This window comes from Bradyrhizobium sp. SK17, assembly GCF_002831585.1.
Taxonomy (GTDB): domain Bacteria; phylum Pseudomonadota; class Alphaproteobacteria; order Rhizobiales; family Xanthobacteraceae; genus Bradyrhizobium.
The window spans coordinates 4,856,967-4,883,090 of the sequence record NZ_CP025113.1 but is presented as its reverse complement, the minus strand read 5'-3'; the positions used below and the strand labels follow the sequence as shown (position 1 = coordinate 4,883,090).

Genomic DNA, 26,124 nt, shown 5'->3' with positions numbered 1-26,124 from the left:
CACGGTCTCCATCGGAGACCATGCCATTGTCGACAATTCGGCGTTAGCCGACGATCTCGTTGCCGGCGAAGAACTGCGCGATCTCGATCGCCGCGGTCTCCGGCGCATCCGAGCCGTGCACCGAGTTCTCGCCGATCGACTTCGCATAGAGCTTGCGGATGGTGCCCTCGGCCGCCTTCGACGGATCGGTCGCGCCCATCACGTCGCGATACTTCAGGATGGCACCCTCGCCTTCCAGCACCTGCACCACCACCGGGCCCGAGGTCATGAAGTCGACCAATTCGCCGAAGAACGGGCGAGCCTTGTGGACGGCGTAGAAGGTCTCGGCCTGGCCGCGGGTCATCTGGATGCGCTTCTGCGCCACGACCCGCAAGCCCGCCTTCTCGATCACGGCGTTCACCGCGCCGGTCAGGTTGCGCTCGGTGGCATCGGGCTTGATGATCGAAAAGGTGCGTTCAATCGCCATGATTTCGTCCTTGTAAACGGTGGCTGGGAGTTGCGGGGGCTTATATCGGCGCGATGGCGCAACGGCAAGCGACCCTGTGACGCGTTAGCCTTTAGTTTTGATGGATTTTCGCGACGAAACCCGCGGTTTGGGAGGCGTTCGGACGGACGCCGGCCCGGCCGACTTACCGCGATTTCACCTAGGTGAACCCATTCTGTCAGCGCCGTGCCGCTGCCGTTCAGTTCTAGCCGCCTAGGCTCTGCATCGATCGGACGCCTTGCTGACCCATCCGCAAGCTTCACAGGACGTCTCGGGAAACGATGTCACCGCGGCGCGCCACGCGCGCCCACAGTTCGAGGAGACGATCATGTTACGCAAGATCTCGCTTGCCGCAGTTGCTGCAATTTCGCTCGGTGCGGCCGCGCTCGCCCCGACCTCCGCTTCCGCCTGGGGTGGTTGGCATGGCGGCTGGCACGGTGGGTGGCACCACGGTTGGTGGGGCGGCCCGCGCATCGTGGTCGGCGGTCCCGCCTACTATGGCGGTTACGGGTATGGCTACGGCGGCGGCTGCTACGTGCGGCGCGTCGTGCCGACCCCATGGGGCCCCCGCTGGCGCCTGGTCAACCGCTGCTACTGATCTGCCCACGACCTCCCCTGACTTGCTCAGCCCCGGCGCCCGCGCCGGGGCTTTTTTCAAGCCATTCGGGAACTGCCGCGCACGGCTCGAAGGCGAAACCAAGGCGGACCGGAAACCAAATTCGGGGGTCGCGACTTGTCATGGCGAGAGTTGACTCGAACACGCGAGGTGGAACTCGCCGAAAGACGCGCCATGACAATGACCCAGATCGATACCGATCCCGATCAGATTGATCACAAGACATGCCGTTACATCTGCGATGCCGTGGGTGAACGGCTTCAGCAAAACATGCGGCCTGAGCCCGCACTTTCGTCCCGCTTGCAGCAATTGCTCGACGAGATGCGCCGACGGGAAAACGATCGCCATTAGGTGTTATTGGGCTGCCGAGCAGCCCAAACGTGCTTTCGAGACCGCGACCCGGAGAGATTTTACAAGCAGACGGGTTGCGTTTGGCAGCGGGTCCGGTGACAACGCTGCATGCTTTCCATCACTGACATCTCCGTCCGGATCGCCGGACGGCTGTTGATCGATCACAGTTCTGTGCAAATCGTGCCCGGCGCGCGCGTCGGATTTGTCGGCCGTAACGGCGTCGGCAAGTCGACGCTGTTTCATGCCATCCGGGGCGATCTTCCGACCGAGAGCGGCAGCATCGCGCTGCCGCCGCGCTGGCGCATCGGCAGCCTGGCGCAGGAAGCGCCCGACGGCCCCGAGAGCCTGATCAACGTGGTCCTGAAGGCCGATCTGGAGCGCGACGCGCTGCTGCACGAGGCCGAGACCGCGCACGATCCGCACCGGATCGCCGAGATCCAGACCCGGCTGGTCGACATCGACGCCCACTCCGCTCCCGCCCGGGCGGCTGCGATCCTTTCGGGCCTCGGCTTCTCGACATCAGACCAGGCGCGACCATGCGCGGAATTCTCCGGCGGCTGGCGCATGCGCGTGGCGCTGGCGGCAACGCTGTTCTCCGCGCCCGATCTGCTGCTGCTGGACGAACCGACCAACTATCTCGATCTCGAAGGCACCTTGTGGCTGGAGAACCATCTCGCCAACTACCCGCGCACGGTGATCGTGATCAGCCACGACCGCGATCTGCTCGACACTTCGGTCGACCAGATCCTGCACCTCGATCGCGGCAGACTGACGCTCTACAAGGGCACCTATTCCTCGTTCGAGGAACAGCGCGCAGCGCGCGAACTGCTCGACGCCAAGCATGCCAAGCGCCAGGCCGATGAGCGCAAGCGCTTGCAGGACTTCGTCGACCGTTTCAAGGCCAAGGCCTCCAAGGCGCGGCAGGCACAGTCGCGCGTCAAGATGCTGGAGCGGATGAAGCCGATCACCGCATTGGTCACGCAGGACGTCCGCGAGATCTCGTTTCCGGCGCCCGAGAAACTGCTGTCGCCGCCAATCATCGCCGTCGACGACGTCTCGGTCGGCTACGAGCCCGGCAAGCCGGTGCTCAATCGCGTGACATTGCGCGTCGATCCAGACGACCGCATCGCGCTGCTCGGCTCCAACGGCAACGGCAAGTCGACGCTGGTCAAGCTCCTGGCAGGCAAGCTCACGCCGTTCGCGGGCAAGATCACGAAGGCCGACAAGCTGTCGGTCGGCTATTTCGCCCAGCACCAGGTCGACGAGCTCAACCTCGACGGCTCGCCCTATGACCACATCCGCAAGCTGATGCCCGATGCGCCCGAGAGCAAGGTGCGCGGCCGCGTCGGCGCGATCGGCTTCTCCGGCAAGGCCGGCGACACGCTGGTGAAGAGCCTGTCGGGCGGCGAGAAGGCACGGCTGCTGCTGGGGCTCGCGACGTTCTACGGCCCGAACATGATCATCCTGGACGAGCCGACCAACCATCTCGATATCGACAGCCGGGCCGCGCTGGCGGAGGCGATCAACGAATTCCCCGGCGCCGTCATGATGGTCTCGCACGATCGCTATCTGATCGAGGCCTGCGCCGATCGGTTGTGGGTCGTGGCCAACCAGACCGTGACCTCCTATGACGGCGATCTCGACGAATATCGACGCATGGTCCTGTCGGCCAATGACGGCCGCCCGGCATCGCGTGAGCGCCTCAAGGAACCCGCGAAGCCCGAGCGCATCCGTAACGAGAAGCGCGTCTCGCCGCGGCAGCGGATCGCGCAGGCCGAGGCCGAGATCGAGCGCATCAACGGCATCATCGCCAAGATCGACGCCGCGCTCGCGCTGCCCGATATCTTCACGCGCGACCCCAAGCAGGCCGCGCAGCTCACCAAGGCGCGCGCCGGCGCCGAAAGCGCATTGCAACGCGCCGAGGAAGAGTGGCTGGAGGCCAGCGCCGAGCTCGACGAGGCGGCGAACTAGATCGCGCGCTTCCCAACGACACGGGATATCCAACTCCGCATCATTCCCATATGCTCACCTCGACGGGCGTCGGCGCAAACCCAGCCGCGGGATTGTCCGTCTGCGGGCAGTTGGAGATGACGACGATGACGGGCATTTCCGCCACCAGTGTCACATAGTCGCCAGGCTTCGACACGCTGTCGGCAATCTCGATCTTGCCGCTGTCGTCAAACGGCACCCGCATGAAGAAGTTGATGTTCGAGACGATCTCGGACGGACCGAGCGCCCATCCGGCGAGCTCGGCGATGAAATTCGTCCTACAGCTTTCGTGCTTCTCGACGCCGTACCTGACCCTGTCGATCTCGCAGCTACAGCATCCCGCCAGCGTATCGTGAAACCCGCAGGTGTCCTCAACGACCGACATCATGACCTGTGCGTGGTCGGAATAAATCTTTGATCCTTTGGTGATGTAGAGCGACTTGTTGAGCTTGACGGTGTTGGGGAGGTTGATCCTGTCGAGCGGCATCGTCGCGCTGAAGCAGAGAAAATCGATCGCCTGGTGCCCCTTCAAATCGACCAGGGTCAGCTTCTGCCCGCGATCGAGCCGGGCTGACCACCTGCCCTTCGCCTCGACCGTCTCCAGACGGACGATCGTCTTGCCCTTCAATTCGAACTTGCCCATTGCGCTTTCTCCCGGAAACGAACCCGCGTGAATGACATCGTCATGCGAGCGATGGCCGCATGCGCGAACAGCACATCGCCCACCCGTGAGCAGATCGTCGATTCAACCTCCGGAAAATAGTGATATGGTGATCTTCACATCAGGATTATTGGTGTATCGATGAAGACATCCAGCTCGGACCTGGCTTCCCTTGTCGTGTTTCATGCCGTCGTCAAGCATCGGTCGTTTGTGGGCGCGCAGGTTGCGCTCGGTCTCAGCCAATCCGCCGTGAGCTTCCATATCAAGGCGCTTGAGGAGCGCTTCGGCTTCACACTGTGCCAACGGGGACGGCGCGGATTTGGGTTGACCGATCGCGGGTCGGTCGTCTTCGAGCAATCGAAGAAGATCTTCGAGGAGCTCACGTCGTTTGAGAACGTCGTCGGTGCACTGAAAAAGCGACTCTCCGGGACGATCCGTCTGGGACTGGTCGACAACACCATCACCGACCCGCAGATGCCGGTTCATCGGGTCATCGCCGCGCTCAATCGAAAGGCGCCTGATGTCATCGTCCGCATCGAAGTCCGATCGCCGGAATCCCTGATCTCGGAGCTTGGAAACGGCGGACTCGATCTCGCCATCCTGCCCGAGCCCGGTCGCTATCCGGGCATCCGGTGCATTGCCCTCAGGCAAGAGGTTCATTCGCTCTATTGCGGGTCGGCCCACCCGCTGTTCGGCCGCAGGAGGACCGAGATCGTGCGCGAAACGGTCGAACGTCACGCCTTTGTGGTTCGTCCCTACGCGAGGATGCTCGAACTGGAGCATGTGCCGAAAGCGATCGCGCGCGTCAGCGTTTCAAGCATGGAGGCGCAGGCCATTCTGGTTCTGAGCGGGCTCTATCTGAGCTACCTTCCCGAACACTATGCAAAGGCCTGGGTGTTGCGCGGCGAGATGAGGTCGTTGTCGCCAAGCATTCCCCGCGTGTATTCGAATTTCTTCATGGCGACGCGAATGGAGAAGCGAGTGCCTCCATTGCTTCAGCTTGCCATCAGGGAGTTCGAAACCGCCTTGCGATCGTCAGGCAGATGAACGTGCATTTTTCGGAGAACAGCGTCGCTGGTCTCCGAATCATGCCTTAGCCGTGCGCGGCCTTTTTCTTCTTCGGCTTCGCCGGTTTCGGCTCCGGCGCAGCGTCTGGGCCACGCTCGACGGACGTCAGGCGCCCGCCGGAGAACGTGTAGATACCGGCACGCGGGCCGCGCGACCAGGTGACGACCGCGACGCGCTCGCCGCCGGGGCCGTTCGACAGGTTCACACTGTCAGGGGCACCGATGCCGCGCACGACATCGCATTCGGTGTGACCGAGCGCGACGCTGCCGCCGGTCGGCTGCGGCAGTGCTCCACCCGGAGCCTGGGCGTTGGCATCGGCGGCAGCGGCCGGCGGCGCCATGCCCGGACAGCCGCCGTCGGCGCTGACCAGATCGTCGTTGGTCACCGGCTTATCGGGCGTCAGCGGCGGCGATTCGATCGAGATGTTGCGGATGAACACCCGCCCGGGGCGCGAGAACCAGTCGGCGTCGCGCGAGAATATGTCGGATGCCGCGCCCGAGCAGCCAGCAAGACCGGGTGCAAGCACCAGCAACGCCAGCAGTGACTTCCGACTGAATGTTCCATCACGCACGATCGACCAGGCTCCTAACCCCTTTACCTAAGAGGTTGTCCGAACATCACTTTGCGGCATGACCGTGACCCACCCCGAGAAACCTCGGATTATCATTAATTAGTAGATATCGCTATTGGCGCCGCTGCCAGCGACCCCGCTCGTCGGTCTGCCAATAGGTCACCTCGAAGCCGCGCGCCTTGCAAGTGGTCCAGCTCTCCCTCGCCGCGGCCACCGCGTCGGGGTCGTCGCCGTTGAACACGAGGACCACCCGTTCGTAGCTGTCGCAGTCGGCCGGGAGCGCGGCGTTGTCGACCAGAAACCGGACATTGGCCCGGTTCGGATTGCCCTCCTCGATCGACAGGATGATCGGCTGGTCCTGCGCATCGGCAACGCGCGACGACGCGTGCGGCAGGAACGAATCGTCGCTGTAGGTCCACAGATGCGCGTCGAGCGTCTCGGCGCGCTCCTGCGACGTCGATTGCACGACCACGCGCCAGCCGCGCTCGAGCGACTTCTCGAGCAGCGGCGGCAGCACGCTCTCCAGCGTCATGTTCTGGAGATGGTAGAACAGCACTTCGGTCATGCGCCGGCGAGCATCCTACTTCTTGGCTTCATAATAGTCGGAGACCAACCGCTCCAGCAGCCGCACGCCGTAACCCGACCCCCAGCTCTGATTGATCTCGGTCTTCGGCGCGCCCATCGCGGTGCCGGCGATGTCGAGATGGGCCCATGGCGTACCGTCGACGAAGCGCTGCAGGAATTGCGCCGCCGTGATCGAGCCGCCGTTGCGCCCGCCGGTGTTCTTCATGTCGGCGAACTGCGAATCGATCTGCTTGTCGTATTCCGGCCCGAGCGGCATGCGCCACACTTTCTCTCCGGTCTCGAGGCCGACCTTGGCCAGGCGCTCGGCGAGTTCGTCATTGTTGGAGAACAGGCCGGCGTGATCGGTGCCGAGCGCGACCATGATCGCGCCGGTCAGCGTCGCCAGATCGACCATGAATTTCGGCTTGAACTTCTTGGCGACGTACCAGAGCACGTCGGCGAGCACGAGGCGGCCCTCGGCATCGGTGTTGATAATCTCGATGGTCTGACCGGACATCGAGGTGACGATGTCGCCGGGACGCTGGGCATTGCCGTCGGGCATGTTCTCGACGAGCCCGATGGCGCCGACCGCGTTGACGCGCGCCTTGCGCGCCGCCAGCGCGTGCATCAGCCCGACCACGCAGGCCGCGCCGCCCATGTCACCCTTCATATCCTCCATGCCGCCGGCGGACTTGATCGAGATACCGCCGGTGTCGAAGCAGACGCCCTTGCCGACGAAGGCGACCGGTGTCTCGCTCTTCTTGCCGCCGTTCCAGCGCATGATCACGGTACGGCTCGGCCGCGCCGATCCCTGGCCGACGCCGAGCAGTGCGCCCATGCCGAGCTTCGTCATCGCCTTGACGTCGAGCACCTCGACGGTGACGCCGAGCTTGCGCAGCTGGCTGGCGCGGCGCGCGAACTCTTCGGGATACAGCACGTTCGGCGGCTCGTTGACGAGCTCGCGGGCAAGGTTGACGCCGTCGACGATGGAAGATTCAGGCGCGAACGCCTTCCTCGCCGCCGCGACATCGTCGACCGCGATCGAGACCTCGGCCCGCACGGTGCCGTCCTCGCCGTCCTTCTTCCTGGTCTTGTAACGATCGAACTTGTAGGCGCGCAGGCGGATACCGGTGGCGATCGCGGCCGCCTGGCCTGGTGCCATCGCGGCATCCGGCAGTTCGGCGATGACGGTCATCGCGGCGCTGCCGGCATTGAGCTTGCCGGCCACCAGCCCGCCAAACTTGAGAAAATCCTTCTCCTTGAGGTCGGCCGGCTTGCCCGCGCCGATCACGATCAGCCGCTCGGCCTTGATGCCCTCGGGCGCCAGAATGTCGAGCGCTGCCCCGCTTTTGCCCTTGAACTGGTTGGTCGCCGCGGCCCGCTTGATCGTCTCGGCTGCGACGCCCAGCGCCTTTCGGGTCGCGGATCCCAGCTTCAACTGCTCGTCGCAGAAGACGACCAGAATGCCGCGAGCGGCCGCGGAGAATGGGGCAAAGCCGACCTTGACGGCGTCGGGCATAGGAAAATCCTCCAGAACTCAGGGTGTTGCCCGAACCTGAGGCGGTCCTTCCGGCACTCGGGGTGAGCATGGCGATGGCGGTCCGGAACATCCCGGACCGGGTTTGTCACACACTATGACCTGTCGGCTGCGCCGCTGCCAAGCACCGCAGTGGCCGGAAGGTCACAAAAGCGAATAATTAACCATAAATTAAGCGCGCCTTGGCGTGGCCATTTTGTTGACGGATCAAAGGGATGGTAGTGAGAGAGTGAGCCAGGTGCATTCGCGGCTCGACCATTGGGGAACCCGGGTTGACGGGATTGGTCGAAAGCCGTGCGTTTGGCTGCGTACTAGGGGTCTTGGGGGTCGTACGGGTAGCGATGGGGTCGATCGACAAGTACATCTTTAAAACGACGCTGGCGTCGTTTGCGCTTGTGCTGGTCAGCCTCACCGGCGTGATCTGGATTACGCAGGCGTTGCGCGGCATCGACCTGATGACGAGCCAGGGCCAGACCATCGTGACCTTCCTCGGCATCACCGGTCTCGTGATTCCGGCCCTGGTGCTGATCATCGCCCCGATCGCGCTGATGATTGCGATCTCCCACACGCTGAACAAGCTGGCGACCGATTCCGAGATCATCGTGATGAATGCGGCGGGGTTCTCGCCGTTCCGCCTGTTCCGGCCGTTCTTCTTCGCCACCTGCGTGGTGGCGGCGCTGGTCGCCTTCATCGGCGCCTATCTCGCTCCCGACGGCATGCGCCGAATCAAGCAGTGGGATGCCGAGATCACCGCCGACGTCCTGACCAACATCCTGCAACCCGGCCGCTTCGCCCAGCTCGACCAGAATCTGACGATTCGGATCCGCGAGCGGCTGCCCGGCGGCGTGCTCGGCGGCGTCTTCGTCGACGACCGCCGCGATCCGCAGCAGCGCGTGACCATCGTCGCTGACCACGGCACCGTGCTGAAGAACGAGAGCGGCTCGTATCTCGTGCTGGAGGACGGCAACCTCGAGCGATTCGAGGTCGGCAAGCGCGATCCGACGCTGGTGGTGTTTCAGCGCTACGCTTTCGACATGTCGAAGTTCTCGCAGGGCCGCGACGTCACCCTCGGGATTCGCGAACGCTATCTTTGGGAGCTGATGTCGCCGGACGAGAAGGATCCGACCTATCAGCAGCTGTCGGGCCAGTTCTTCGCCGAGCTGCACGATCGATTCATGGCACCGATCTATCCGTTCGCGTTCGCGGCTCTCACCTTTGCTTTCCTCGGCGCGCCGCGCACCACGCGGCAAAGCCGCAATTTCTCGATCGGCGGCTCGGTGTTCGCGGTGTTCGGCCTGCGCATGGTCGGCTTCGCCTGCTCGGTCATGGCGGTGAAGACGCCGATCGCGGCGCTGGTGCAATATGTGATGCTGTTCGCCGGCATCGGCGTCGGGATCTGGATGATCGTCGGCGGGGTGGTCGTCGAACCGCCTGCGGCGCTGATCGAAGCCATCAACCGAAACAATGAGCGCATCGCGCGCCTGTTCCGGAGGCCCGCAACCGCATGAGCATGGTCACCAACACGCTCGGGCGTTATTTCGCCGGTCGCTTCGTGATCGCGGCGGTGGGCGTGTTCGCGGGCATCTTCGTGCTGCTCGTGCTGGTCGACTACATCGAGATGGTGCGCAAGACATCGGGCCTGGTCGATGCGTCCGCCATCACCGTCGCCGAGACCTCGCTGTTCCGCGTGCCGCAATTGCTCGAGAAGCTGATGCCGTTCTGCGTGCTGATCGGCGCGATGACCTGCTATCTCGCGCTGTCGCGGCGGCTCGAGCTCGTCGTGGCGCGCGCCGCCGGCGTCTCGGCCTGGCAATTCATCTCGCCGGCACTGGTCAGCGCCATCGTGCTCGGCATCTTCGCGACCACCGCCTACAATCCGATGTCGGCCAATCTGCGCGAGCTCTCGAAACGGATGGAGGCCGAGCTGTTCGGCTCGGCGCCGGGCGGCGGTATCCAGGACGCGTCCGGCTTCTGGTTGAACCAGATCAACGACGAGGGTCAGGCGATCATCAACGCGGCGCGCAGCGAGCAGCAGGGCGTCCGGCTCACCGGCCTCACCGTGTTTCGATTCGATACGGCATTGCAGTTCAAAGAACGAATCGAAGCGCGCGAAGCGGCGCTCGAAGACGGTCGCTGGGTGTTCAAGGGAGTACGCCGATACACCCTCGACAAGGCTCCGGTGGACCAGGACACCTTCTACCTGACCACGACTCTCACCCCGGCACAGGTGCGCAACAGTTTCTCCACCCCCGAAACTGTGTCCTTTTGGCAACTGCCGACTTACATCCGTTCGTCGGAGAGCTCAGGGTTCGCGACGGCCGGCTATCGATTGCAGTATCACAAGCTCATCGCACAGCCGTTTTTGCTGGCTGCGATGGTGATGTTGGCGGCTTCTGTGAGCCTTCGCTTCTTCCGGATGGGCGGCGTGCAGAAGATGGTTTTGAGTGGCGTGGGCGCAGGCTTTCTGCTCTACGTGCTTTCGAAAGTAACTGAAGATTTGAGCAAGGCTGAGTTGATGCATCCCATCGCTGCGGCGTGGTTGCCCGTCGTTGTGGGTAGCCTCACCGGCTTCTTAGCTTTGCTGTACCAGGAGGACGGGTAGTGGCTACTGTCGCCGCCCGCCAGTTGAGGTCGCCTGCTTGCGGGCGGCGCAGTGCTCTGCGCCGTCAACGGAGCCGCATGGCCGCGTTTGGCGTTTCGATCTCAGCTCTCCTCGCCGCGCTCGTCGTGGTCAGCGCACTCGACGTCGTCGCGTCGACGCCGGCTGCCGCGCAGGCATTCACCTACAATCCGCGTCCGCCGAAGCCGCCCCGTCCGCCGGCCAAGAACGACGGGCAGATGCTCGTTCAGGCGACCGAGGTCGATTACGACTACAACAACTCGCGCATCTCGGCGGTCGGCAACGTCCAGATGTTCTACAACGGCACCAGCGTCGAGGCCGACAAGGTCATCTACGACCAGAAGACCAAGCGTCTTCATGCCGAAGGCAACATCCGCATGACCGATGCGGAAGGCAAGATCACCTACGCCAACATCATGGATCTCAGCGACGACTATCGTGACGGTTTCGTCGATTCGCTGCGCGTCGACACCGAAGACCAGACCCGCATGGCGGCGACCCGCGCCGATCGCTCGAGTGGCAATTACACGGTGTTCGACAACGGCGTTTATACCGCCTGCGCACCCTGTAAGGATGATCCGAAGAAGCCGCCGCTCTGGCAGGTCAAGGGCGCGCGCATCATCCATAACCAGACCGAGAAGATGCTCTATTTCGAGAACGCCCAGCTCGAATTCTTCGGCGTTCCGATGGCCTATCTGCCGTATTTCTCGACGCCCGATCCGACCGTGAAGCGCAAGAGCGGCTTCCTGATGCCGGGCTTCACCAGCTATACGGCGTTCGGTTACGGCGTCGAAATCCCCTATTACTGGGCGATCGCGCCGGACATGGACGCGACCTTCAATCCGCGCATCACGTCGAAACAGGGCGTGCTGCTGCAAACCGAATTCCGCCAGCGCTTCGCGGACGGCTCCTATCAGATCCGGCTCTACGGTATCGATCAGCTCGATCGAGGTCAGTTCACCGGCCAGCCGGGCGACCGCGACTTCCGCTGGGGCGTCGACACCAAGGGCCAGTTCGCGCTGAACGACAAATGGGTCTGGGGCTGGGACGGCGTGGTGCTGTCGGACTACTTCTTCATGTCCGACTACCGGCTCGCCCAGTACAAGGACCCGTTCGGGTCGTTCCTGTCGCTGCCGACCGAGGCGATCTCGCAGCTCTATCTGACCGGCGTCGGCAACCGCAGCTTCTTTGACGCGCGCGCGATCTACTACCTCAGCTACTCCGGCAACCAGAGCCAAGTGCCGGTGGTCGCGCCCGTGATCGACTACAACAACGTGATCAACAGCAATATCCTGGGCGGCGAGTTCAGCTACAAGATGAACTTCGTCAACCTGACCCGCGAAACCGCGGTGTTCGATCCGATCACGACGACGGCCAACACCAACAGCCTGTGCCTGACCACGTCGGCCGATCCGATGGCACGCACGCCGTCGCAGTGCCTGCTGCGCGGCATGCCCGGCACCTACACCCGCCTGACCGCCGAGGCGCAGTGGCGCAAGTCCTATACCGACCCGTTCGGCCAGATCTGGACGCCGTTCGCCAGCATCCGCGCCGATGCGATCAACGCGGATGTCTCGAACCAGCCGGGCGTTTCCAGCTACTTGCCGATCGGCGACACCCAGACGGTCCGCCTGATGCCGACCGTCGGCCTCGAATACCGCTACCCCTTCATCAATGTGCAGCCGTGGGGCACCACCACCGTCGAGCCGATCGCGCAGGTCATCATCCGGCCCAACGAGCCCAATGCCGGCAAGCTTCCCAACGAGGACGCGCAGAGCCTGGTGTTCGACACCTCGAACCTGTTCTCGGTCGACAAGTTCTCCGGCTATGACCGCGTCGAGGGCGGCAGCCGCGCCAATGTCGGCGTGCAGGCCACCACCCAGTTCGACCGTGGCGGCAGCATCAAGGCGATGTTCGGGCAGTCCTACCAGATGTTCGGCCTGAACTCGTTCGCGGTCGCCGACGTCACCAACACCGGCATCGATTCCGGCTTGCAGAACCCGCGCTCGGATTACGTCGCGAGCCTCGCCTATTCGCCCAACCGCACCTATACGTTCAGCGTCCGCACCCGGATGGATGAGGCGACCTGGAACATCAACCGGTTCGAGGCCACGGCGGCCGCGAATTTCGACCGCTGGTCGGTCGCCGTGACCTACGGCGACTATGCCGCCCAGCCGGAACTCGGCTACCTGACCCGCCGCGAGGGCATCCTGACGAGCGGTTCGGTCAAGGTGGCGGCGAACTGGGTGGTCCAGGGCGCGGCGCGCTGGGACCTTGAAGCGAACAAGATCAACCAGTATGCGGTAGGCGCGGGCTACGTGGACGACTGCTTCGTGCTGGCCGCCAACTACGTCACGTCCTATACCTATCAGGCCGGTTCGCAGCCGCCCGTCCTCAGCCACGCGTTCATGTTCCAGATTGGACTGCGGACGATCGCGCAAACCTCCACCACCAGCAGTTCGGCTGGCGTGCAGTAGCAAGCGAGGGGCGCCAGGCGAGAGAGCTTGGCGAGGGGCTTAAATTGCCCGCGGGCCTGTGGCTCCGGCTTGAATTGGTTTAAACGGCTGACATGACAATAATGACCGCTAGCCTGCCACCCCGCCGCCGTTCGCTCATACTGGGTTCCCTGCTGGCTCTTGTCCTCGTGTTCGGGGCAGCGCGCGATTGCACGCCCAGAGCATCGCCGTGATGGTCAATGGCGAACCCATTACCGCTTTCGACATCGAGCAGCGCGCGAAGCTGAACGCCCTGACCGGCGGCAAGACCCCCGATCGCAAAGCCGTCCTCGACGAGTTGATCGATGAGAAGCTGAAGATCAAGGAAGCCAAGAAGTATGGCGTCGATCCCACCGCCAACGACATCGAGCAGTCCTTCGGCGGCATGGCGCAGCGGATGCGGCTGTCGGGCGACCAGCTCACCAAGGTGCTGGAGAGCAAGGGCATCCGACCCGATACGCTGAAGCAGCGCATCAGGGCCGACATGGTCTGGACCAGCCTGGTCCGTGGCCGCTTCAAGGAAAGCCTGCAGGTCGGCGAGAGGGACGTGGCGACCGCGGTCAAGGAGACCGGAGACGCTCCGGACGCCGAAGCGTTCGAATACCGGATGCAGCCGGTGGTTCTGATCGTGCCCCGCGGTGCTCCGCAGTCGGAGTTCGAGGGACGCCGCAAGGAAGCCGACACCCTGCGCGAGCGGGTGACCAGTTGCGAGGAGGCCAACTCCTACTTCAAGTCGATGCGCAATGCCGCGATCCGCGAAATCGTGGTGAAGACCTCGGCCGACCTGCCGCAGTCGCTGCGCGATATCCTGGACAAGACCCCGGTCGGCCACCTCACCCCGCCTGAGATCACCAAGCAGGGCGTCGAAATGGTCGTCCTCTGCGGCAGGAAGGCGACCACCGTGGACACGCCGAAGAAGCGTGAGATGCGGGACAAGATGTACGTGCAGAAGTACGAGGCGAAGTCCAAGGCCTATCTGCAGGAAGTCCGAAGAGCCGCGATGATCGAATATCCAGGCGGGAAATGATCGACTATCGTTGATGCATGGCCCAACCTCTCGCACTGACATCCGGCGAGCCCGCAGGCATCGGCCCCGATATCACGCTCGCTGCATGGCTGCGCCGCCGCGAGCTTGATCTTCCGCCGTTCTATCTGCTCGGCGACCCCGCCTCCCTGGCCGAGCGCGCAAAGGCGCTCGGGCTTGCCGTCGAGTTTGCCGAGGTCGGCGCGGAAGAAGCCTGCGCAGCGTTTGCCCACGCCCTCCCCGTGGTCGCGACCGGCAAGCTGGCAACGGCCCGACCGGGCCAGCCCGACGCGACCAGCGCTGACGCGGCGCTGGCGTCGATCCGTCAGGCCGTCGCCGACGTCGCCTCCGGCAAGGCCAGCGCCGTCGTCACCAATCCGATCGCCAAGAATGTGCTGTACCGTGCCGGATTCCGCCATCCCGGCCATACCGAATTCCTTGCCGAGCTTGCCGCCGCCCGCGGCGGCCCGGCGCCGCAGCCGGTGATGATGCTGTGGTCGCCGGCCCTCGCCGTGGTCCCGGTGACCATCCACGTCTCGGTCCGCGAAGCGCTGGCGCAATTGTCGACCGACTTGATCGTCTCGACCGCGCGCATCGTGGTCGCCGATATGAAGGCGCGGTTCGGCCTGGCGGCGCCGCGGCTTGCCATAGCCGGCCTCAATCCGCACGCCGGGGAGGACGGCACGCTCGGCATGGAGGATGTCGAGATCGTCGCGCCGGCGGTCGACATCCTGCGCCGCGACGGCGTTGCGGTCCGAGGTCCGCTGCCGTCCGACACCATGTTCCACGCAGCCGCGCGCAAGACCTATGATTGCGCGATCTGCATGTATCACGACCAGGCGCTGATCCCGATCAAGACCGTCGCGTTCGAGGACGCTGTCAACGTCACGCTCGGATTGCCGTTCGTCCGGACTTCGCCCGATCACGGCACCGCGTTCGATATCGCCGGCACCGGCAAGGCCAATCCCTCGAGCCTGATCGCCGCGCTGCGGCTCGCCGCGCGCATGGCCGCGGCCTCAAGCTAGGTGAGCACGATCGACGATCTGCCGCCGCTGCGCGACATCATTCGCGAGCATTCCCTGTCGGCGCGCAAATCGCTCGGCCAGAATTTTCTGCTCGACCTCAATCTCACCGCACGGATCGCCCGCGCCGCAGGCCCGCTCGAAGACTCCACCGTGATCGAGGTCGGGCCCGGCCCCGGCGGCCTGACGCGCGCGCTGCTTGCGATGGGCGCCAAGCGCGTGATCGCCATCGAGCGCGACGAGCGGGCGCTCGCCGCGCTCGACTACATCGTCAAGCGTTACCCCGGGCGCATCGAGATCGTGCACGGCGACGCGCAGCATTTCGATCCACGTCCCTTCCTTGACGGCGGCAAGGCCAAGATCGTCGCCAACCTGCCCTACAACATCGCGACCCAGCTTCTGGTCGACTGGCTGTCGATCGAGCCGTGGCCGCCCTGGTACGACACCATGGTATTGATGTTTCAGCGCGAGGTCGCCGAGCGTATCACAGCCCATGAGGACGAAGAGGCGTATGGCCGGCTCGCGGTGCTCGCCAATTGGCGCGCCGAGACCAAGATCCTGTTCGACATTTCACCCGCGGCCTTCGTGCCGCAACCCAAGGTCACGTCGTCGGTGGTACGGTTGATACCGCGCGCCGCGCCCGAGCCGTGCGACCGCCGCATGCTCGAGCAGGTCGCGGCCGCCGCCTTCGGCCAGCGCCGCAAGATGCTGCGCCAAAGCCTGAAATCGCTGTCGGTCGATCCGGCACGGCTCGCGGCCTCAGCCGGTATCGAAGCGACGCGGCGCGCCGAAACCATTCCGGTCGCCGGCTTTGTTGCCATGGCCCGTGAATTGGCCGATATACGGACCACAAAATAGAACAACAGGAGAAAACGTAATGGCGCGTATGGTTCGCCAATCCCTCGTCAAATTCGATGCACCGCTGTGCGAGACCATCGTGGACACACCGAAGCCACAGGGACGCGAAGTGCTGGTGCGCATCGAGCGCTGCGGCCTGTGCCATTCCGATCTGCACATCCAGGACGGCTATGCCGATCTCGGCGGCGGCAAGAAGCTCGACACCACCCGCGGCATGACCCTGCCCTTCACGCTCGGCCACGAGATCGCCGGCGTCGTCGACGAGGTCGGCCCCGATGCGCCGAAGGATCTGGTCGGAACGAAGCAGGCGGTCTTCCCCTGGATCGGCTGCGGCCAGTGCCGCGACTGTCTCGCCGGCGACGAGAACCTCTGCGTCAAGCAGCGCTTCCTCGGCGTTTCGATCGACGGCGGCTTCGCCACCCACGTGCTGGTGCCCGACGCGAAATATCTGCTCGAATACGATCCGCTTCCGGTCAACCAGGCGGCCACGCTGATGTGCTCCGGCGTCACCGCCTATGGCGCATTGAAGCGGCTGGTCGATCGCCCGCGCCAGCGCAATCTGCTGCTGATCGGACTTGGCGGCGTCGGCATGATGGGCCTGTCTTTCGCGCAGGCGATGTTCAAGCAGCCGATCACGGTCGCCGATCTCAGCCCCGCGGCGCGCGAGACCGCACTGAAGAACGGCGCGGCGGCCGCCTATGACCCGGCGGAGCCTGACGTCGTCAAGCGCATGCTGAAGGAGAGCGATGGCGGCTTCGACGGCGTGATCGACTTTGCCGGCAACGAGAAGTCGATGGCGTTCGCGGTCTCGACCGTCGCGCGCGGCGGCAAGATCGTGGTGTCGGGCCTGATGGGCGGCAACTTCTCGCTGCCGATGGTGCAGTGGGTCTACAAGCGCATGACCATCGAAGGCTTCATGGTCGGTACCCTGGCCGAAGGCCGCGAACTGATGGCGCTCGCCCGTGCCGGCAAGATCAAGCCGACGCCGATGAAGGAAGAGCCGATGGCCGACGTCCAGAAATGGATCGACGAGTTGCGCGCCGGCAAGGTCGTGGGCCGCATCGTCCTGAAGAACTAGCACCCAGGTCCCGCCCCACGCCGGCGGGACTTGCCCTTGCACCTGCCCTTGTGTGACGTCACTAAGCGCGATTGGTCGCGCCCCGTGACCTTGACTGCTGCTTTTGTCCTTCCGCGCCCGCTGGTAATCTACGCCCCGGGCTGAGAGGTCACAGGGCATGCGCGGGGCGGTGCAAGGCAGGAGCTTGGCGGCTGCGGTGCTGCTCGCGCTGCTGTGGCAGGCGTTCATCGGCGTGGCGCGGGCGGCCACCGAAAAGCGCGTCGCGCTGGTGATCGGCAATTCCGCCTACCAGAACGTGACGCGGCTCGACAATCCGCGCAACGATGCCGCCCTGATGGCCGAGACGCTGGCAAGCCTCGGCTTCACTCTGGTCGGCGGCCGCGCCCAGCTCGATCTCGACAAGCCGGCGATGGACATCGCGGTCCAGAGCTTCGGCCGCCAGGTCCAGGGCGCCGACGTCGCGCTGTTCTATTATGCCGGCCACGGCGTCCAGGTCTCCGGCGCGAACTATCTGGTGCCGGTCAGCGCCAACGCCACCCGCGAGGCCGACGTCGATTTCCAGATGCTCGACGTCAATCTGGTGCTGCGGCAGATGCAGGGCTCCGGCACGCGGCTCAACATGGTGATCCTCGACGCCTGCCGGAACAATCCGTTCGGCGGACGCGGGCTGCGCGCAGCCGACGGCGGTCTTGCGCAGATGCGCGCTCCCGAGGGCACGCTGATCTCCTACGCCACGCAACCCGGCAATGTCGCGCAGGACGGCAGCGACGGCCACAGCCCCTACACCAAGGCGCTGGCCGCCACGATCCGGCTCGCCGGCCTCGACATCTTCCAGACCTTCAATCAGGTCGGGCTCGCGGTGAAACGCGAGACCGGCGGCTCGCAACAGCCCTGGGTCTCATCGTCGCCGATCGACGGGACGTTCTATTTCGTGCCGCCCGCGGCGCCGGCCGGGCCGAAGGTCGCGGTCGCGCCGCAGCCCGAGCCGCAATTGCCGGGCTCGCTGCGGCCCGATCCCGACCGCATCCCGATCAAGGATGGCGCGCTGCTGCGTGAATTGAGCGACCGGCTCTACGAGCACAATTTCGATCCCGAACCGAACGACATGCGCGCGGCGATCAGCAAATTCCAGCAGAAGGTGGCGATGACGCCGACCGGCGAAGCCACCGAAGGCGTGCTGACGCGGCTGCGCAAGATGGAGGACTTGCAGCCCTGGGGATCGATCGTCTACGGGCCCGACATCGACAAATGGGGCATCTCCTGGAAGCATTCGTCGCGCCGTGCCGCGGTCGACGACGCCCGTGCCAAATGCGGCGGAGCCAAATGCACCCTCGAGCTTTCCTTTTACGGGGCGCGCTGTGGCGCGTTCGCGATATCGAGCAAGTCCTGGTCGCTGATCCAGCGTGATGCGCTCGATCGCGCCAAGAGCGCCGCGCTTGACGAATGCGGCAAGGCCGGCAAATCCTGTCGCATTATCGATGCCGTCTGCGCCGACGGCACCGGACATTGATTGATCACATTGGATAGACCTGAAAATGAAAAGCATGTTTTGCTCATCGGCAGGCCCCGCCCTGCTTTCGACCCTGCTCCTGTTCGCTCTCGGGTCGACGTCCGCATTTGCGCAATCCGGCAGCAGCGGCGGCAGCATCGGCAATGACGAGAAGTCGCTGTCCGGGACCCGTACCGCGCCGCGCGCAGTGACGCCCTCGAAGCCGGAGCGAAGCAAGAATTCGGAAGCGCCACGCCGCGCCACCAGGAAAGGTGGCAGCGAAAGTAGCGGCGGTGGCGGCAATTTCGATGGTTCGTGGGTCGTCGTTGCGGAAGGCTCGCCTTGCGGGTCGAGCACGGAGCGACTGGTGATATCCGGCGGCAGTATTTCCGGAGAGATGAGTTCCGGACAGGTCAGCCCCAACGGCGCCACGACCGGAGGCGGATCCGCTGGAGGTCTGACCTGGACCAGTTCGGGCCGGTTCTCCGGCCGCAGCGGTTCCGGCTCGTTCGTCCGCTCCGACGGATGCAGGGGCCACTGGACCGCATCAAAGCGATAGTCCGCCTCTTCCCTCGCCCCGGAAGTTTCCTGCCCCCGGCGCGCCGCAATCGCCGAGCGCCGCAAGCCCCAATTAAGCCCTAACCGCTCCGGATTTGCGGCGCATTGCGACCCAACTCTTTGCCGAGATTGGTATCGCCAGCGCTTGCGTAAAAAAAGAAATACCGGGGACGTGTATGTCAAATCGTTCAGCGAAATTCGCTGCGGCGCTAGCCGCCAGCATCATGGCCGGCGCCAACTTCGGCGCCATGGCCCAGAACGCCGCCACCACGGCGAGCACCGGCACGGCCACTGCCAGGACGGCGGACAGTTGTCAGTCCGCACCGAAGGGAACCGCGCCGGCAGGAAGTCACTGGTTCTATCACCTCGACCGCAGCACCCAGAAGAAGTGCTGGTACCTCGGTGACGCCAGGAACAAGGTTGCCAAGACCGCAGTCGCGCAGCCAGCAGCCGTGCCCGACACGGCGACGGCCGACGCAACACCACCACAGGGCCAGCCGGCGCCGCCGCCGGCAATGCGCAAATCCATCGCCGATGCGCGTGCTGAATGGCCCTCGCCGCAGGCTGGGACCGCGCCCAGCGCGGTCGCCGGCGCCGGTCAAGCCGACAGCGCAGCGCCAATTCCGGCGGCTCCGGCAGCGCCGCCCGAAGCGAACGCCCAATCATCAGACGCGAATGCGAGATGGCTGGACGCCTCGAGCATGGCCGGAACCAACGGGACCCGGCACGCAGCAGACCAGCCGACCGTGGTCGCGCAAGCCGATGCAACGCCGCAGCAGGCCGCCGCGCCCGCACCTGCGGTCCCCGTGGCAGCCGAGACGCCTGCCGAGAAGTCTGCATCCTCGACGCAGATGCTGCTGTTCGTGATGGTCGGTGCACTGGCGCTGGCCGGCCTGGTCAGCGCGCTGGTGTTCCGGCTGACGCGGACGCGGACGCCGCCCTACGAGATCAGTGACGAGTGGCGCGCACCGTGGGATTCGCTCCACACCGAGCCGGCGCCGCCGATGGCCGTCGTCAACCGGGACCGTCCGCTACGGCTGTCGGAGGCCACTCCGCGGCGTGCGGAGACCCAGGTGCCGCGTCGTGCCGAGACACCGGCGCCCCGCCGTGAGATCGCGCGCAAGCCAGATCAAACCGAGCAAGACAACCAGCAGATCGCCGCGATGCTGCAGCGGCTGGCGCGCAGCGCGGCGAACTAGCGTCCGTTCTGGAATAGGAACAATGAGACGTGATGCGATCGGTTGCGATCGCATCACGGTTGCGGCGCGCTACTTCTCGAGTTGGCGCTGCAGGCCGCGCACGAATTCGGTGAGGCCGGTGCGGCGCTCCCGCTTCAGGCGCTCGGCCTTCAGGATCGACTGCACCTCGGCAAAGGCATCGTCGACGTTCTGGTTGACGACGATGTAGTCGTACTCCGCCCAATGGCTCAATTCGTGCGTGGCGCGGTTCATCCGCCCGCGGATGACGTCCTCGGAATCCTGCGCGCGGGTGTGCAGCCGCTTCTCAAGATCGGCGGCCGACGGCGGCAGGATGAAGACGCTGACCACGTCGGCCCGCGCCTTCTCGCGCAATTGCTGGGTGCCCTGCCAGTCGATGTCGAACAGCACGTCCTGACCGGCCGCCAGCGCGGCCTCGACCGGCGCGCGCGGCGTGCCGTAGCGGTTGTCGAACACGGTGGCCCATTCCAGCAGTTCGCCCTGCTTGGCCATGGCCTCGAACTTGGTCTTGTCGACGAAGAAGTAATCGCGGCCCTCGACCTCGCCCGGCCGCTTCGAGCGCGTGGTCGCCGACACCGACATTTTCAGGCCCGGCATGCGATCGATCAGCATGCGTGACAGCGTCGTCTTGCCGGCGCCCGAGGGCGACGACAGGACGAACATCAGTCCACGCCGCTCAACGCCGTCAAACCCCTCCGCCGTCATCATTCACTCCAGATTCTGAACCTGTTCGCGGAACTGCTCCACCACGTTCTTCATTTCAAGTCCGGTGTTGGTCAGCTCGACGTCGTTCGACTTCGAGCAGCAGGTGTTGACCTCGCGATTGAACTCCTGCGCGAGGAAGTCGAGCCGCCGCCCGACCGGCCCGCCCTTGCCGATCATCTCGCGCGCCTGGGCAATGTGCGAGGCGATGCGGTCGAGCTCCTCGCGGATGTCGGCCTTGGTGGCGATCAGGATCGCCTCCTGGCTCAGCCGGTCGGCATCGAAGCGATCGGATGTTTCCAGCAGCGCCGCGATCTGCTCGGCAAGCCTTGCCTTGATCGCCTCCGGCTTACGACCAGGCGCGGTCTCGGCGCGCTTGGCGAGCCGCTCGATCTCGTCCATCCGCTGCATCAGGATCTGGCCCAGCGCGTCGCCCTCGCGCCGGCGCATCTCCACCAGGCTGCCGAGCGCCTGCTCGAACGCCTTCGCCGCCGCTTCGCGCGCCGCCTTGTCCTCGTCTTCGTCGCTCTCAGGCTCGACCACTTCGATGACGCCCTTGATGCCGAGCAGTCCGTCGATGCTCGGCGCCACCGCGTCGATCCGTTGCGCGAGCTCACCTGCGACCTTCACGACCGCGGCCAGCACGTCCTCATTGATCCGGATCGCCTGCGCCGCGTCGGTGCGCTTGACGCTGAGATTGGCATAGACCGTGCCGCGCGACAGCAATTCGCCGGCGCGCTTCTTGGCCAGGGCCTCCAGTTCGTCCCAGCCCGGCGGCAGCCGCAACCGGAGGTCAAAGCCCTTGGCGTTGACCGATTTCAGCTCCCATTCGAACGTGTAGGGACCGCTTCCGCCATGGCTTCGGGCAAAGCCAGTCATGCTCGACAGCGCCATCGCGTGCAACTCTCCAACAGAAGGATATGGGACTCACCCGGAGCCTACGAGACTCGTCCGGAGCCGGTTCGACCTTAAAACGGATTCCGTGAAAGTGGAATTACGTTCCACCCCGGAAAATGCAGAGCTCAAGCGATCCGGCGAAGCCGTTGCGCGGCGTTCCGGAGCGTCGGACAAGAGGCCGATCTGATCGCGCGCGTGTCAGCGCTGCACGACGGGCGGCGAATTGGTCTGCTGCTGGGCGGCGCCCTGGCGACCGCTGCGCGGCGGCTTCTTCTGATTGGTCGGCTTCGGCGGCGTGGTCGCCGTTGGATTGGTGTCGGCCGCGCCGGGCGCCGCGGCGGCGGGCGCCGTCTCGTCGGCGGGCTCGACGGTGTCGTTCTGGATCTGCTTCTCCGACGCACGCAGCTTGGCGACGTTCTTGGCGTGCTGGTCGTAGGTTTCGGTAAAGGCGTGACCGCCGGTTCCGTCAGCCACGAAGAACAGGTCGCGCGTGCGCGCCGGGTTGGCGGTCGCCTCCAGCGAGGCGCGGCCGGGATTGGCGATCGGTCCAGGCGGCAGGCCGTCGATCACATAGGTGTTGTAGGGCGACGGCTGCGTGATCTCGCTGCGCTTGATCGGACGTCCGAGCGTGCCCTTGCCGCCCACCAGTCCGTAGATGATGGTCGGATCGGATTGCAGCTTCATCCGCTGGCGCAGGCGGTTGACGAACACGGCGGCAACGCGGCTGCGCTCGTCGGCGCGGCCGGTTTCCTTCTCGACGATCGATGCCAGCGTCACCAGCTGGTCCGGCGATTTCAGCGGCGTGTCGGTGTTGCGGCGTTCCCAGATCTCGGCAAGCACGCGCTTCTGCGCCTGCTGCAAGCGCTGGATCACCTGGTCGCGCGTGGTGCCGCGCGGGAACTTGTAGGTCTCCGGCAGCAGCGTTCCCTCGCGCGGGATCTCGCGCACCGATCCGGTGAAGATGTCGTTGTCGGTGAGCCGCGACACGATCTGCTCCGAGGTCAGGCCTTCGGGAATCGTGATCGCGTGCTGCACCACCTTGCCATCGACGATGGTGGCGATGACGTCGCGCAGGCTGGCATTCTTCTGGAACGAATATTCACCCGGCTTGAGGTCGGAACTTGCCTTCAGCGCAAACACGCTGCCGATGAATATCCACGGATTGACGTTGATCACGCCCTCGCGCGAGAGCACGTCGGCGATGTCGCGCTTGCCGGCACGCGCGGGGATGTTGACGATCTTGTCTTCCTGCAACGGTCCCGGCGATTCCAGGGTCTGCTTGCCGTAATAGTACGTGGCACCGGCGCCGATCATCAGGATGATCAGGATCGTGAAGATGGCATTGCCGACGATCACGAAGGGATTGCGGGCGCGATCCGAGCGCTTGGGCGGCGGCGGAACCTGCTCGGGCTCCAGCGCGGCACGTGGACTCCTCGGTGAAATGGGCGGCCTCTCACTCATCGATGCAAACCAATATCCTGCCGGTTCAATCGTGGCCGGACAAACCCCTGCCCTGCCAATAGCATACGCCCGCTAATAGGAGTCACCGCGGAATACGGCAAAACGGTGGACTAGTTCTAAAGTCCCGTTCCGATCACGTCGGAACGGGACTTTGGATTCTTATTCTGACGCGTTTTCTTCACGCGAACCGGTACCCACTTCGCTCGAAAACGCTCTACCGACCTACTAATTGGTCACGCGCTGCACGATCACGGAGGCGTTGGTGCCGCCGAAACCGAAGGAATTGGACAGCGCCACATTCACGTCACGCTTGCGCGCCGTGTGCGGCACAAGATCGATTGCCGTCTCCACCGACGGATTGTCGAGATTGATGGTCGGCGGCACCACGTTATCGCGAATCGCCAGGATCGCGAAGATCGCCTCGATCGCGCCGGCAGCACCGAGCAGATGCCCGGTCGCGGACTTGGTCGACGACATCGAAACCTTGGAGGCCGCATTGCCGAGCAGACGCTCGACCGCGCCGAGCTCGATCTCGTCACCGACCAGCGTCGATGTGCCGTGGGCATTGATGTAATCGAGATCGGCGGCTGCGAGGCCGGCGCGCTTCAGCGCCATGCTCATGCTGCGAAAGCCGCCATTGCCGTCCGGTGGCGGCGAGGTGATGTGGAAGGCATCGCCCGACAGGCCGTAGCCGGTGACCTCGGCGTAGATCTTGGCGCCGCGGCGCTTCGCATGCTCGTATTCCTCGAGCACGACGATGCCGGCGCCCTCGCCCATCACGAAGCCGTCGCGATCCTTGTCATAAGGACGCGACGCCTTTTGCGGGGTGTCGTTGAAGCCGGTGGACAATGCGCGCGCCGCGCAGAAGCCGGCGATGCCGATGCGCGAGATCGGCGATTCGGCGCCGCCTGCCACCATCACCTCGGCATCGCCGAGCGCGATCAGCCGCGCTGCGTCGCCGATTGCATGCGCGCCGGTCGAGCACGCGGTGACAACAGCATGATTGGGACCCTTGAGGCCATGCTCGATCGAGACGTAGCCCGATGCCAGATTGATCAGGCGGCCCGGGATGAAGAAGGGAGAGATCCTGCGCGGGCCACGCTCCTTCAGGAGCACCGCGGTCTCGGCAATGCCGGTGAGCCCGCCGATGCCGGAGCCGATCATGGTGCCGGTCGCGAACTGGTCCTCATCGGAGGTCGGATGCCAGTTGGCGTCGTCGAGCGCCTGCTTGGCCGCGCACATCGCGTAGAGGATGAAGTCGTCGACCTTGCGCTGGTCCTTCGGCTCCATCCATTGATCGGCATTGAAGGTGCCATTGGCGCCGTCGCCGCGCGGAATGTAGCAAGCGACCTGGCTCGGCAGGTCGGACACCTCGAAGGTGTCGATCTTCTTGCCACCGCTCTCGCCGGCGAGGATCCGCGTCCAAGTTGCGTCAACGCCGCAGCCGAGCGGTGAAAGCATGCCCAGCCCCGTGACGACAACTCGTCTCATTTCCACGTCTCCGGCCAGCAATGCGCGGCTAATAGTAAGAAGCCGGGGGACCGCTCGATCGCGGTCCGTCCGGCCCTGTCAACTTCGCGATCGGCGTTAGCTCTTCGCGTTCTTCTCAAGAAACTTGGTCGCGTCGCCGACGGTGAGAATGGTCTCCGCCGCGTCGTCGGGAATCTCGCAACCGAATTCTTCTTCGAAGGCCATCACGAGCTCGACCGTGTCGAGGCTGTCGGCGCCGAGGTCATCGATGAAGCTCGCGCTATCGACCACCTTCTCGGGCTCGACACCAAGGTGCTCGACCACAATCTTCTTAACCCGCTCGCCAATCTCACTCATCGTTCAACCTCGTTGTTCCATTGGACCCGACCCCAAGACGATACGAGCCATCGTGGTCGTCTCGATTACTCAATCGCGCATAGTCTTGATTCGGCCCGGTCGTAGCCGACTAAGCCCCGGCGAACGGCAGGCGTCGCCACGCCAATATACAGGGATTCAAAATCCTGCAATGGCGTTCTTTGCCCATCCATGGGGGTTCAGCTATCATACTTCCAAAGCCTTGACTACACGCCTGAACCGGCTCCCGAAAACGGCTTTTCGCCGCATTGCGAGAGCCGGCAACAGCTCAAATCATAGCCATTCCACCGTTGACGTGAATCGTCTGTCCGGTGACGTAGGCGGCCTCGTTCGAGGCCAGATAGACGGCCGCGGCAGCGATATCCTCGGGCGTTCCAAGCCGCGCCGCAGGAACCTTCGCCAGGATGGTTTCGCGCTGCTTGTCGTTCAGCGCGTCGGTCATCGGCGTCTTGATGAAGCCCGGCGCGATGCAATTGGCGGTCACGCCGCGCTTGGCGTATTCGGCACCCAGCGTCTTGATCAGGCCGATGATGCCGGCCTTCGACGCGGTGTAATTGCCCTGCCCCGGATTGCCGGTGACGCCGACGATCGAGGTGATCGCGATGATGCGGCCGAAGCGCTTGCGCATCATCAATTTGGTCGCGGCGCGCGCGAGCCGGAACGTCGCGGTCAGGTTGACCGCGATCACGTCGTCCCAATCCTCATCGCGCAGCTGAACGAACAGGTTGTCGCGGGTGATGCCGGCATTCGCGATCAGGATGTCGACCTGCCCCATCGCAGCTTCCGCCGCCGGCACCAGCGCCTCGACGTCATCCTTGCTGGAGAGGTTGCACGGCAGCACGTGTACGCGCTCGCCGAGCTTGGCCGCGAAGCCGTCCAGCACCTCGCGCCGCGTCCCCGAGATCGCCACCGTCGCACCCTGAGCATGCAGCGCCTGCGCGATCGCGCCGCCGATGCCGCCGGTTGCACCCGTCACGAGCGCGGTCTTGCCAGTCAGATCAAACATCGAAATCTCCT

The 26,124-nt window shown here is 64.6% G+C and carries 24 protein-coding genes; 13 read left to right on the top strand and 11 right to left on the bottom strand.

The annotated features are described in order from the left end of the window. Positions 1-43: 43 nt before the first annotated feature. Positions 44-466: a nucleoside-diphosphate kinase gene (gene ndk / locus CWS35_RS22355; protein WP_024581489.1), complete on the bottom strand. Its 423-nt coding sequence runs from the start codon at positions 464-466 to the stop codon at positions 44-46. Positions 467-812: 346 nt separating this feature from the next. Between ndk and CWS35_RS22350 the strand changes: the two genes are divergently transcribed. From CWS35_RS22350 to CWS35_RS22345, 3 genes are all read left to right on the top strand, one after another. After that, entirely contained in the window at positions 813-1,082 is a 270-nt protein-coding gene (locus CWS35_RS22350) for a hypothetical protein (protein WP_024581488.1), read from the top strand. A 198-nt stretch (positions 1,083-1,280) separates the two neighbouring features. After that, positions 1,281-1,451 carry a hypothetical protein gene (locus tag CWS35_RS39565; protein ID WP_168200255.1) on the top strand — a complete coding sequence of 57 codons (171 nt, stop codon included), beginning with the start codon at positions 1,281-1,283 and terminating at the stop codon, positions 1,449-1,451. Between the two features lie 108 nt (positions 1,452-1,559). Then, on the top strand, positions 1,560-3,422 hold the full coding sequence (locus tag CWS35_RS22345; protein ID WP_100953800.1) for an ABC-F family ATP-binding cassette domain-containing protein: 1,863 nt from the start codon (positions 1,560-1,562) through the stop codon (positions 3,420-3,422). A 40-nt stretch (positions 3,423-3,462) separates the two neighbouring features. On the opposite strand, the gene CWS35_RS22340 is transcribed toward CWS35_RS22345, so the two are convergent. Then, positions 3,463-4,083, bottom strand: a complete 621-nt coding sequence (locus CWS35_RS22340; RefSeq protein ID WP_100953798.1) for a DUF1989 domain-containing protein — start codon at positions 4,081-4,083, stop codon at positions 3,463-3,465. 159 nt (positions 4,084-4,242) lie between these two features. On the opposite strand from CWS35_RS22340, the gene CWS35_RS22335 reads away from it, so the two are divergent. Further along, positions 4,243-5,148, top strand: coding sequence for a LysR family transcriptional regulator (locus CWS35_RS22335; RefSeq protein ID WP_100953795.1), 906 nt, complete (start codon positions 4,243-4,245; stop codon positions 5,146-5,148). Between the two features lie 46 nt (positions 5,149-5,194). On the opposite strand, the gene CWS35_RS22330 is transcribed toward CWS35_RS22335, so the two are convergent. The 3 genes from CWS35_RS22330 to CWS35_RS22320 all read right to left on the bottom strand — a co-directional run bounded on the left by CWS35_RS22330 (position 5,195) and on the right by CWS35_RS22320 (position 7,823). Continuing rightward, positions 5,195-5,701 carry a hypothetical protein gene (locus tag CWS35_RS22330; RefSeq protein WP_100953793.1) on the bottom strand — a complete coding sequence of 169 codons (507 nt, stop codon included), beginning with the start codon at positions 5,699-5,701 and terminating at the stop codon, positions 5,195-5,197. Between the two features lie 151 nt (positions 5,702-5,852). Beyond that, entirely contained in the window at positions 5,853-6,305 is a 453-nt protein-coding gene (locus tag CWS35_RS22325; protein ID WP_100953791.1) for a DNA polymerase III subunit chi, read from the bottom strand. Positions 6,306-6,320: 15 nt separating this feature from the next. Beyond that, the gene (locus CWS35_RS22320; protein WP_100953789.1) at positions 6,321-7,823 is read right to left on the bottom strand and encodes a leucyl aminopeptidase; all 1,503 of its coding nucleotides are present in this window, start codon (positions 7,821-7,823) and stop codon (positions 6,321-6,323) included. A 359-nt stretch (positions 7,824-8,182) separates the two neighbouring features. On the opposite strand from CWS35_RS22320, the gene lptF reads away from it, so the two are divergent. The 9 genes from lptF to CWS35_RS22270 all read left to right on the top strand — a co-directional run bounded on the left by lptF (position 8,183) and on the right by CWS35_RS22270 (position 20,184). Then, positions 8,183-9,349: an LPS export ABC transporter permease LptF gene (gene lptF, locus CWS35_RS22315; protein WP_100953787.1), complete on the top strand. Its 1,167-nt coding sequence runs from the start codon at positions 8,183-8,185 to the stop codon at positions 9,347-9,349. Next, complete coding sequence (gene lptG, locus CWS35_RS22310) at positions 9,346-10,443, top strand: LPS export ABC transporter permease LptG (RefSeq protein WP_024581480.1); 1,098 nt, start codon at positions 9,346-9,348, stop codon at positions 10,441-10,443. Before lptF ends, lptG begins: the two co-directional genes overlap by 4 nt. A gap of 77 nt (positions 10,444-10,520) precedes the next feature. Continuing rightward, positions 10,521-12,938: an LPS-assembly protein LptD gene (locus CWS35_RS22305; protein WP_100953785.1), complete on the top strand. Its 2,418-nt coding sequence runs from the start codon at positions 10,521-10,523 to the stop codon at positions 12,936-12,938. Positions 12,939-13,125: 187 nt separating this feature from the next. Then, the gene (locus tag CWS35_RS22300) at positions 13,126-13,983 is read left to right on the top strand and encodes a SurA N-terminal domain-containing protein (RefSeq protein WP_371682798.1); all 858 of its coding nucleotides are present in this window, start codon (positions 13,126-13,128) and stop codon (positions 13,981-13,983) included. A gap of 17 nt (positions 13,984-14,000) precedes the next feature. Continuing rightward, positions 14,001-15,005 (top strand): 4-hydroxythreonine-4-phosphate dehydrogenase PdxA, encoded by a 1,005-nt coding sequence (gene pdxA / locus CWS35_RS22295; RefSeq protein WP_024581477.1) that lies wholly within the window; start codon positions 14,001-14,003, stop codon positions 15,003-15,005. Further along, the gene (gene rsmA, locus CWS35_RS22290) at positions 15,006-15,860 is read left to right on the top strand and encodes a 16S rRNA (adenine(1518)-N(6)/adenine(1519)-N(6))-dimethyltransferase RsmA (RefSeq protein ID WP_100953783.1); all 855 of its coding nucleotides are present in this window, start codon (positions 15,006-15,008) and stop codon (positions 15,858-15,860) included. 19 nt (positions 15,861-15,879) lie between these two features. Then, positions 15,880-16,938 (top strand): alcohol dehydrogenase, encoded by a 1,059-nt coding sequence (locus CWS35_RS22285; RefSeq protein ID WP_100953781.1) that lies wholly within the window; start codon positions 15,880-15,882, stop codon positions 16,936-16,938. Positions 16,939-17,095: 157 nt separating this feature from the next. Continuing rightward, on the top strand, positions 17,096-18,448 hold the full coding sequence (locus CWS35_RS22280; protein ID WP_100953778.1) for a caspase family protein: 1,353 nt from the start codon (positions 17,096-17,098) through the stop codon (positions 18,446-18,448). A 713-nt stretch (positions 18,449-19,161) separates the two neighbouring features. Beyond that, positions 19,162-20,184: a hypothetical protein gene (locus tag CWS35_RS22270; protein ID WP_157817206.1), complete on the top strand. Its 1,023-nt coding sequence runs from the start codon at positions 19,162-19,164 to the stop codon at positions 20,182-20,184. A 69-nt stretch (positions 20,185-20,253) separates the two neighbouring features. Here CWS35_RS22270 and gmk read toward each other — a convergent pair whose 3' ends face one another. The 6 genes from gmk to fabG form a co-directional block, all read right to left on the bottom strand. Further along, positions 20,254-20,907 (bottom strand): guanylate kinase, encoded by a 654-nt coding sequence (gene gmk / locus CWS35_RS22265; RefSeq protein WP_371412492.1) that lies wholly within the window; start codon positions 20,905-20,907, stop codon positions 20,254-20,256. Between the two features lie 3 nt (positions 20,908-20,910). After that, positions 20,911-21,798, bottom strand: a complete 888-nt coding sequence (locus CWS35_RS22260; RefSeq protein ID WP_100953774.1) for a YicC/YloC family endoribonuclease — start codon at positions 21,796-21,798, stop codon at positions 20,911-20,913. A 201-nt stretch (positions 21,799-21,999) separates the two neighbouring features. Then, entirely contained in the window at positions 22,000-23,262 is a 1,263-nt protein-coding gene (gene mltG / locus CWS35_RS22255) for an endolytic transglycosylase MltG (RefSeq protein ID WP_024581469.1), read from the bottom strand. 225 nt (positions 23,263-23,487) lie between these two features. Next, complete coding sequence (gene fabF, locus CWS35_RS22250) at positions 23,488-24,753, bottom strand: beta-ketoacyl-ACP synthase II (RefSeq protein WP_024581468.1); 1,266 nt, start codon at positions 24,751-24,753, stop codon at positions 23,488-23,490. A gap of 96 nt (positions 24,754-24,849) precedes the next feature. After that, on the bottom strand, positions 24,850-25,089 hold the full coding sequence (locus CWS35_RS22245; protein WP_002716125.1) for an acyl carrier protein: 240 nt from the start codon (positions 25,087-25,089) through the stop codon (positions 24,850-24,852). Positions 25,090-25,375: 286 nt separating this feature from the next. Next, positions 25,376-26,113 carry a 3-oxoacyl-[acyl-carrier-protein] reductase gene (gene fabG / locus CWS35_RS22240; protein ID WP_024581467.1) on the bottom strand — a complete coding sequence of 246 codons (738 nt, stop codon included), beginning with the start codon at positions 26,111-26,113 and terminating at the stop codon, positions 25,376-25,378. Between the last annotated feature and the right edge of the window lie 11 nt (positions 26,114-26,124).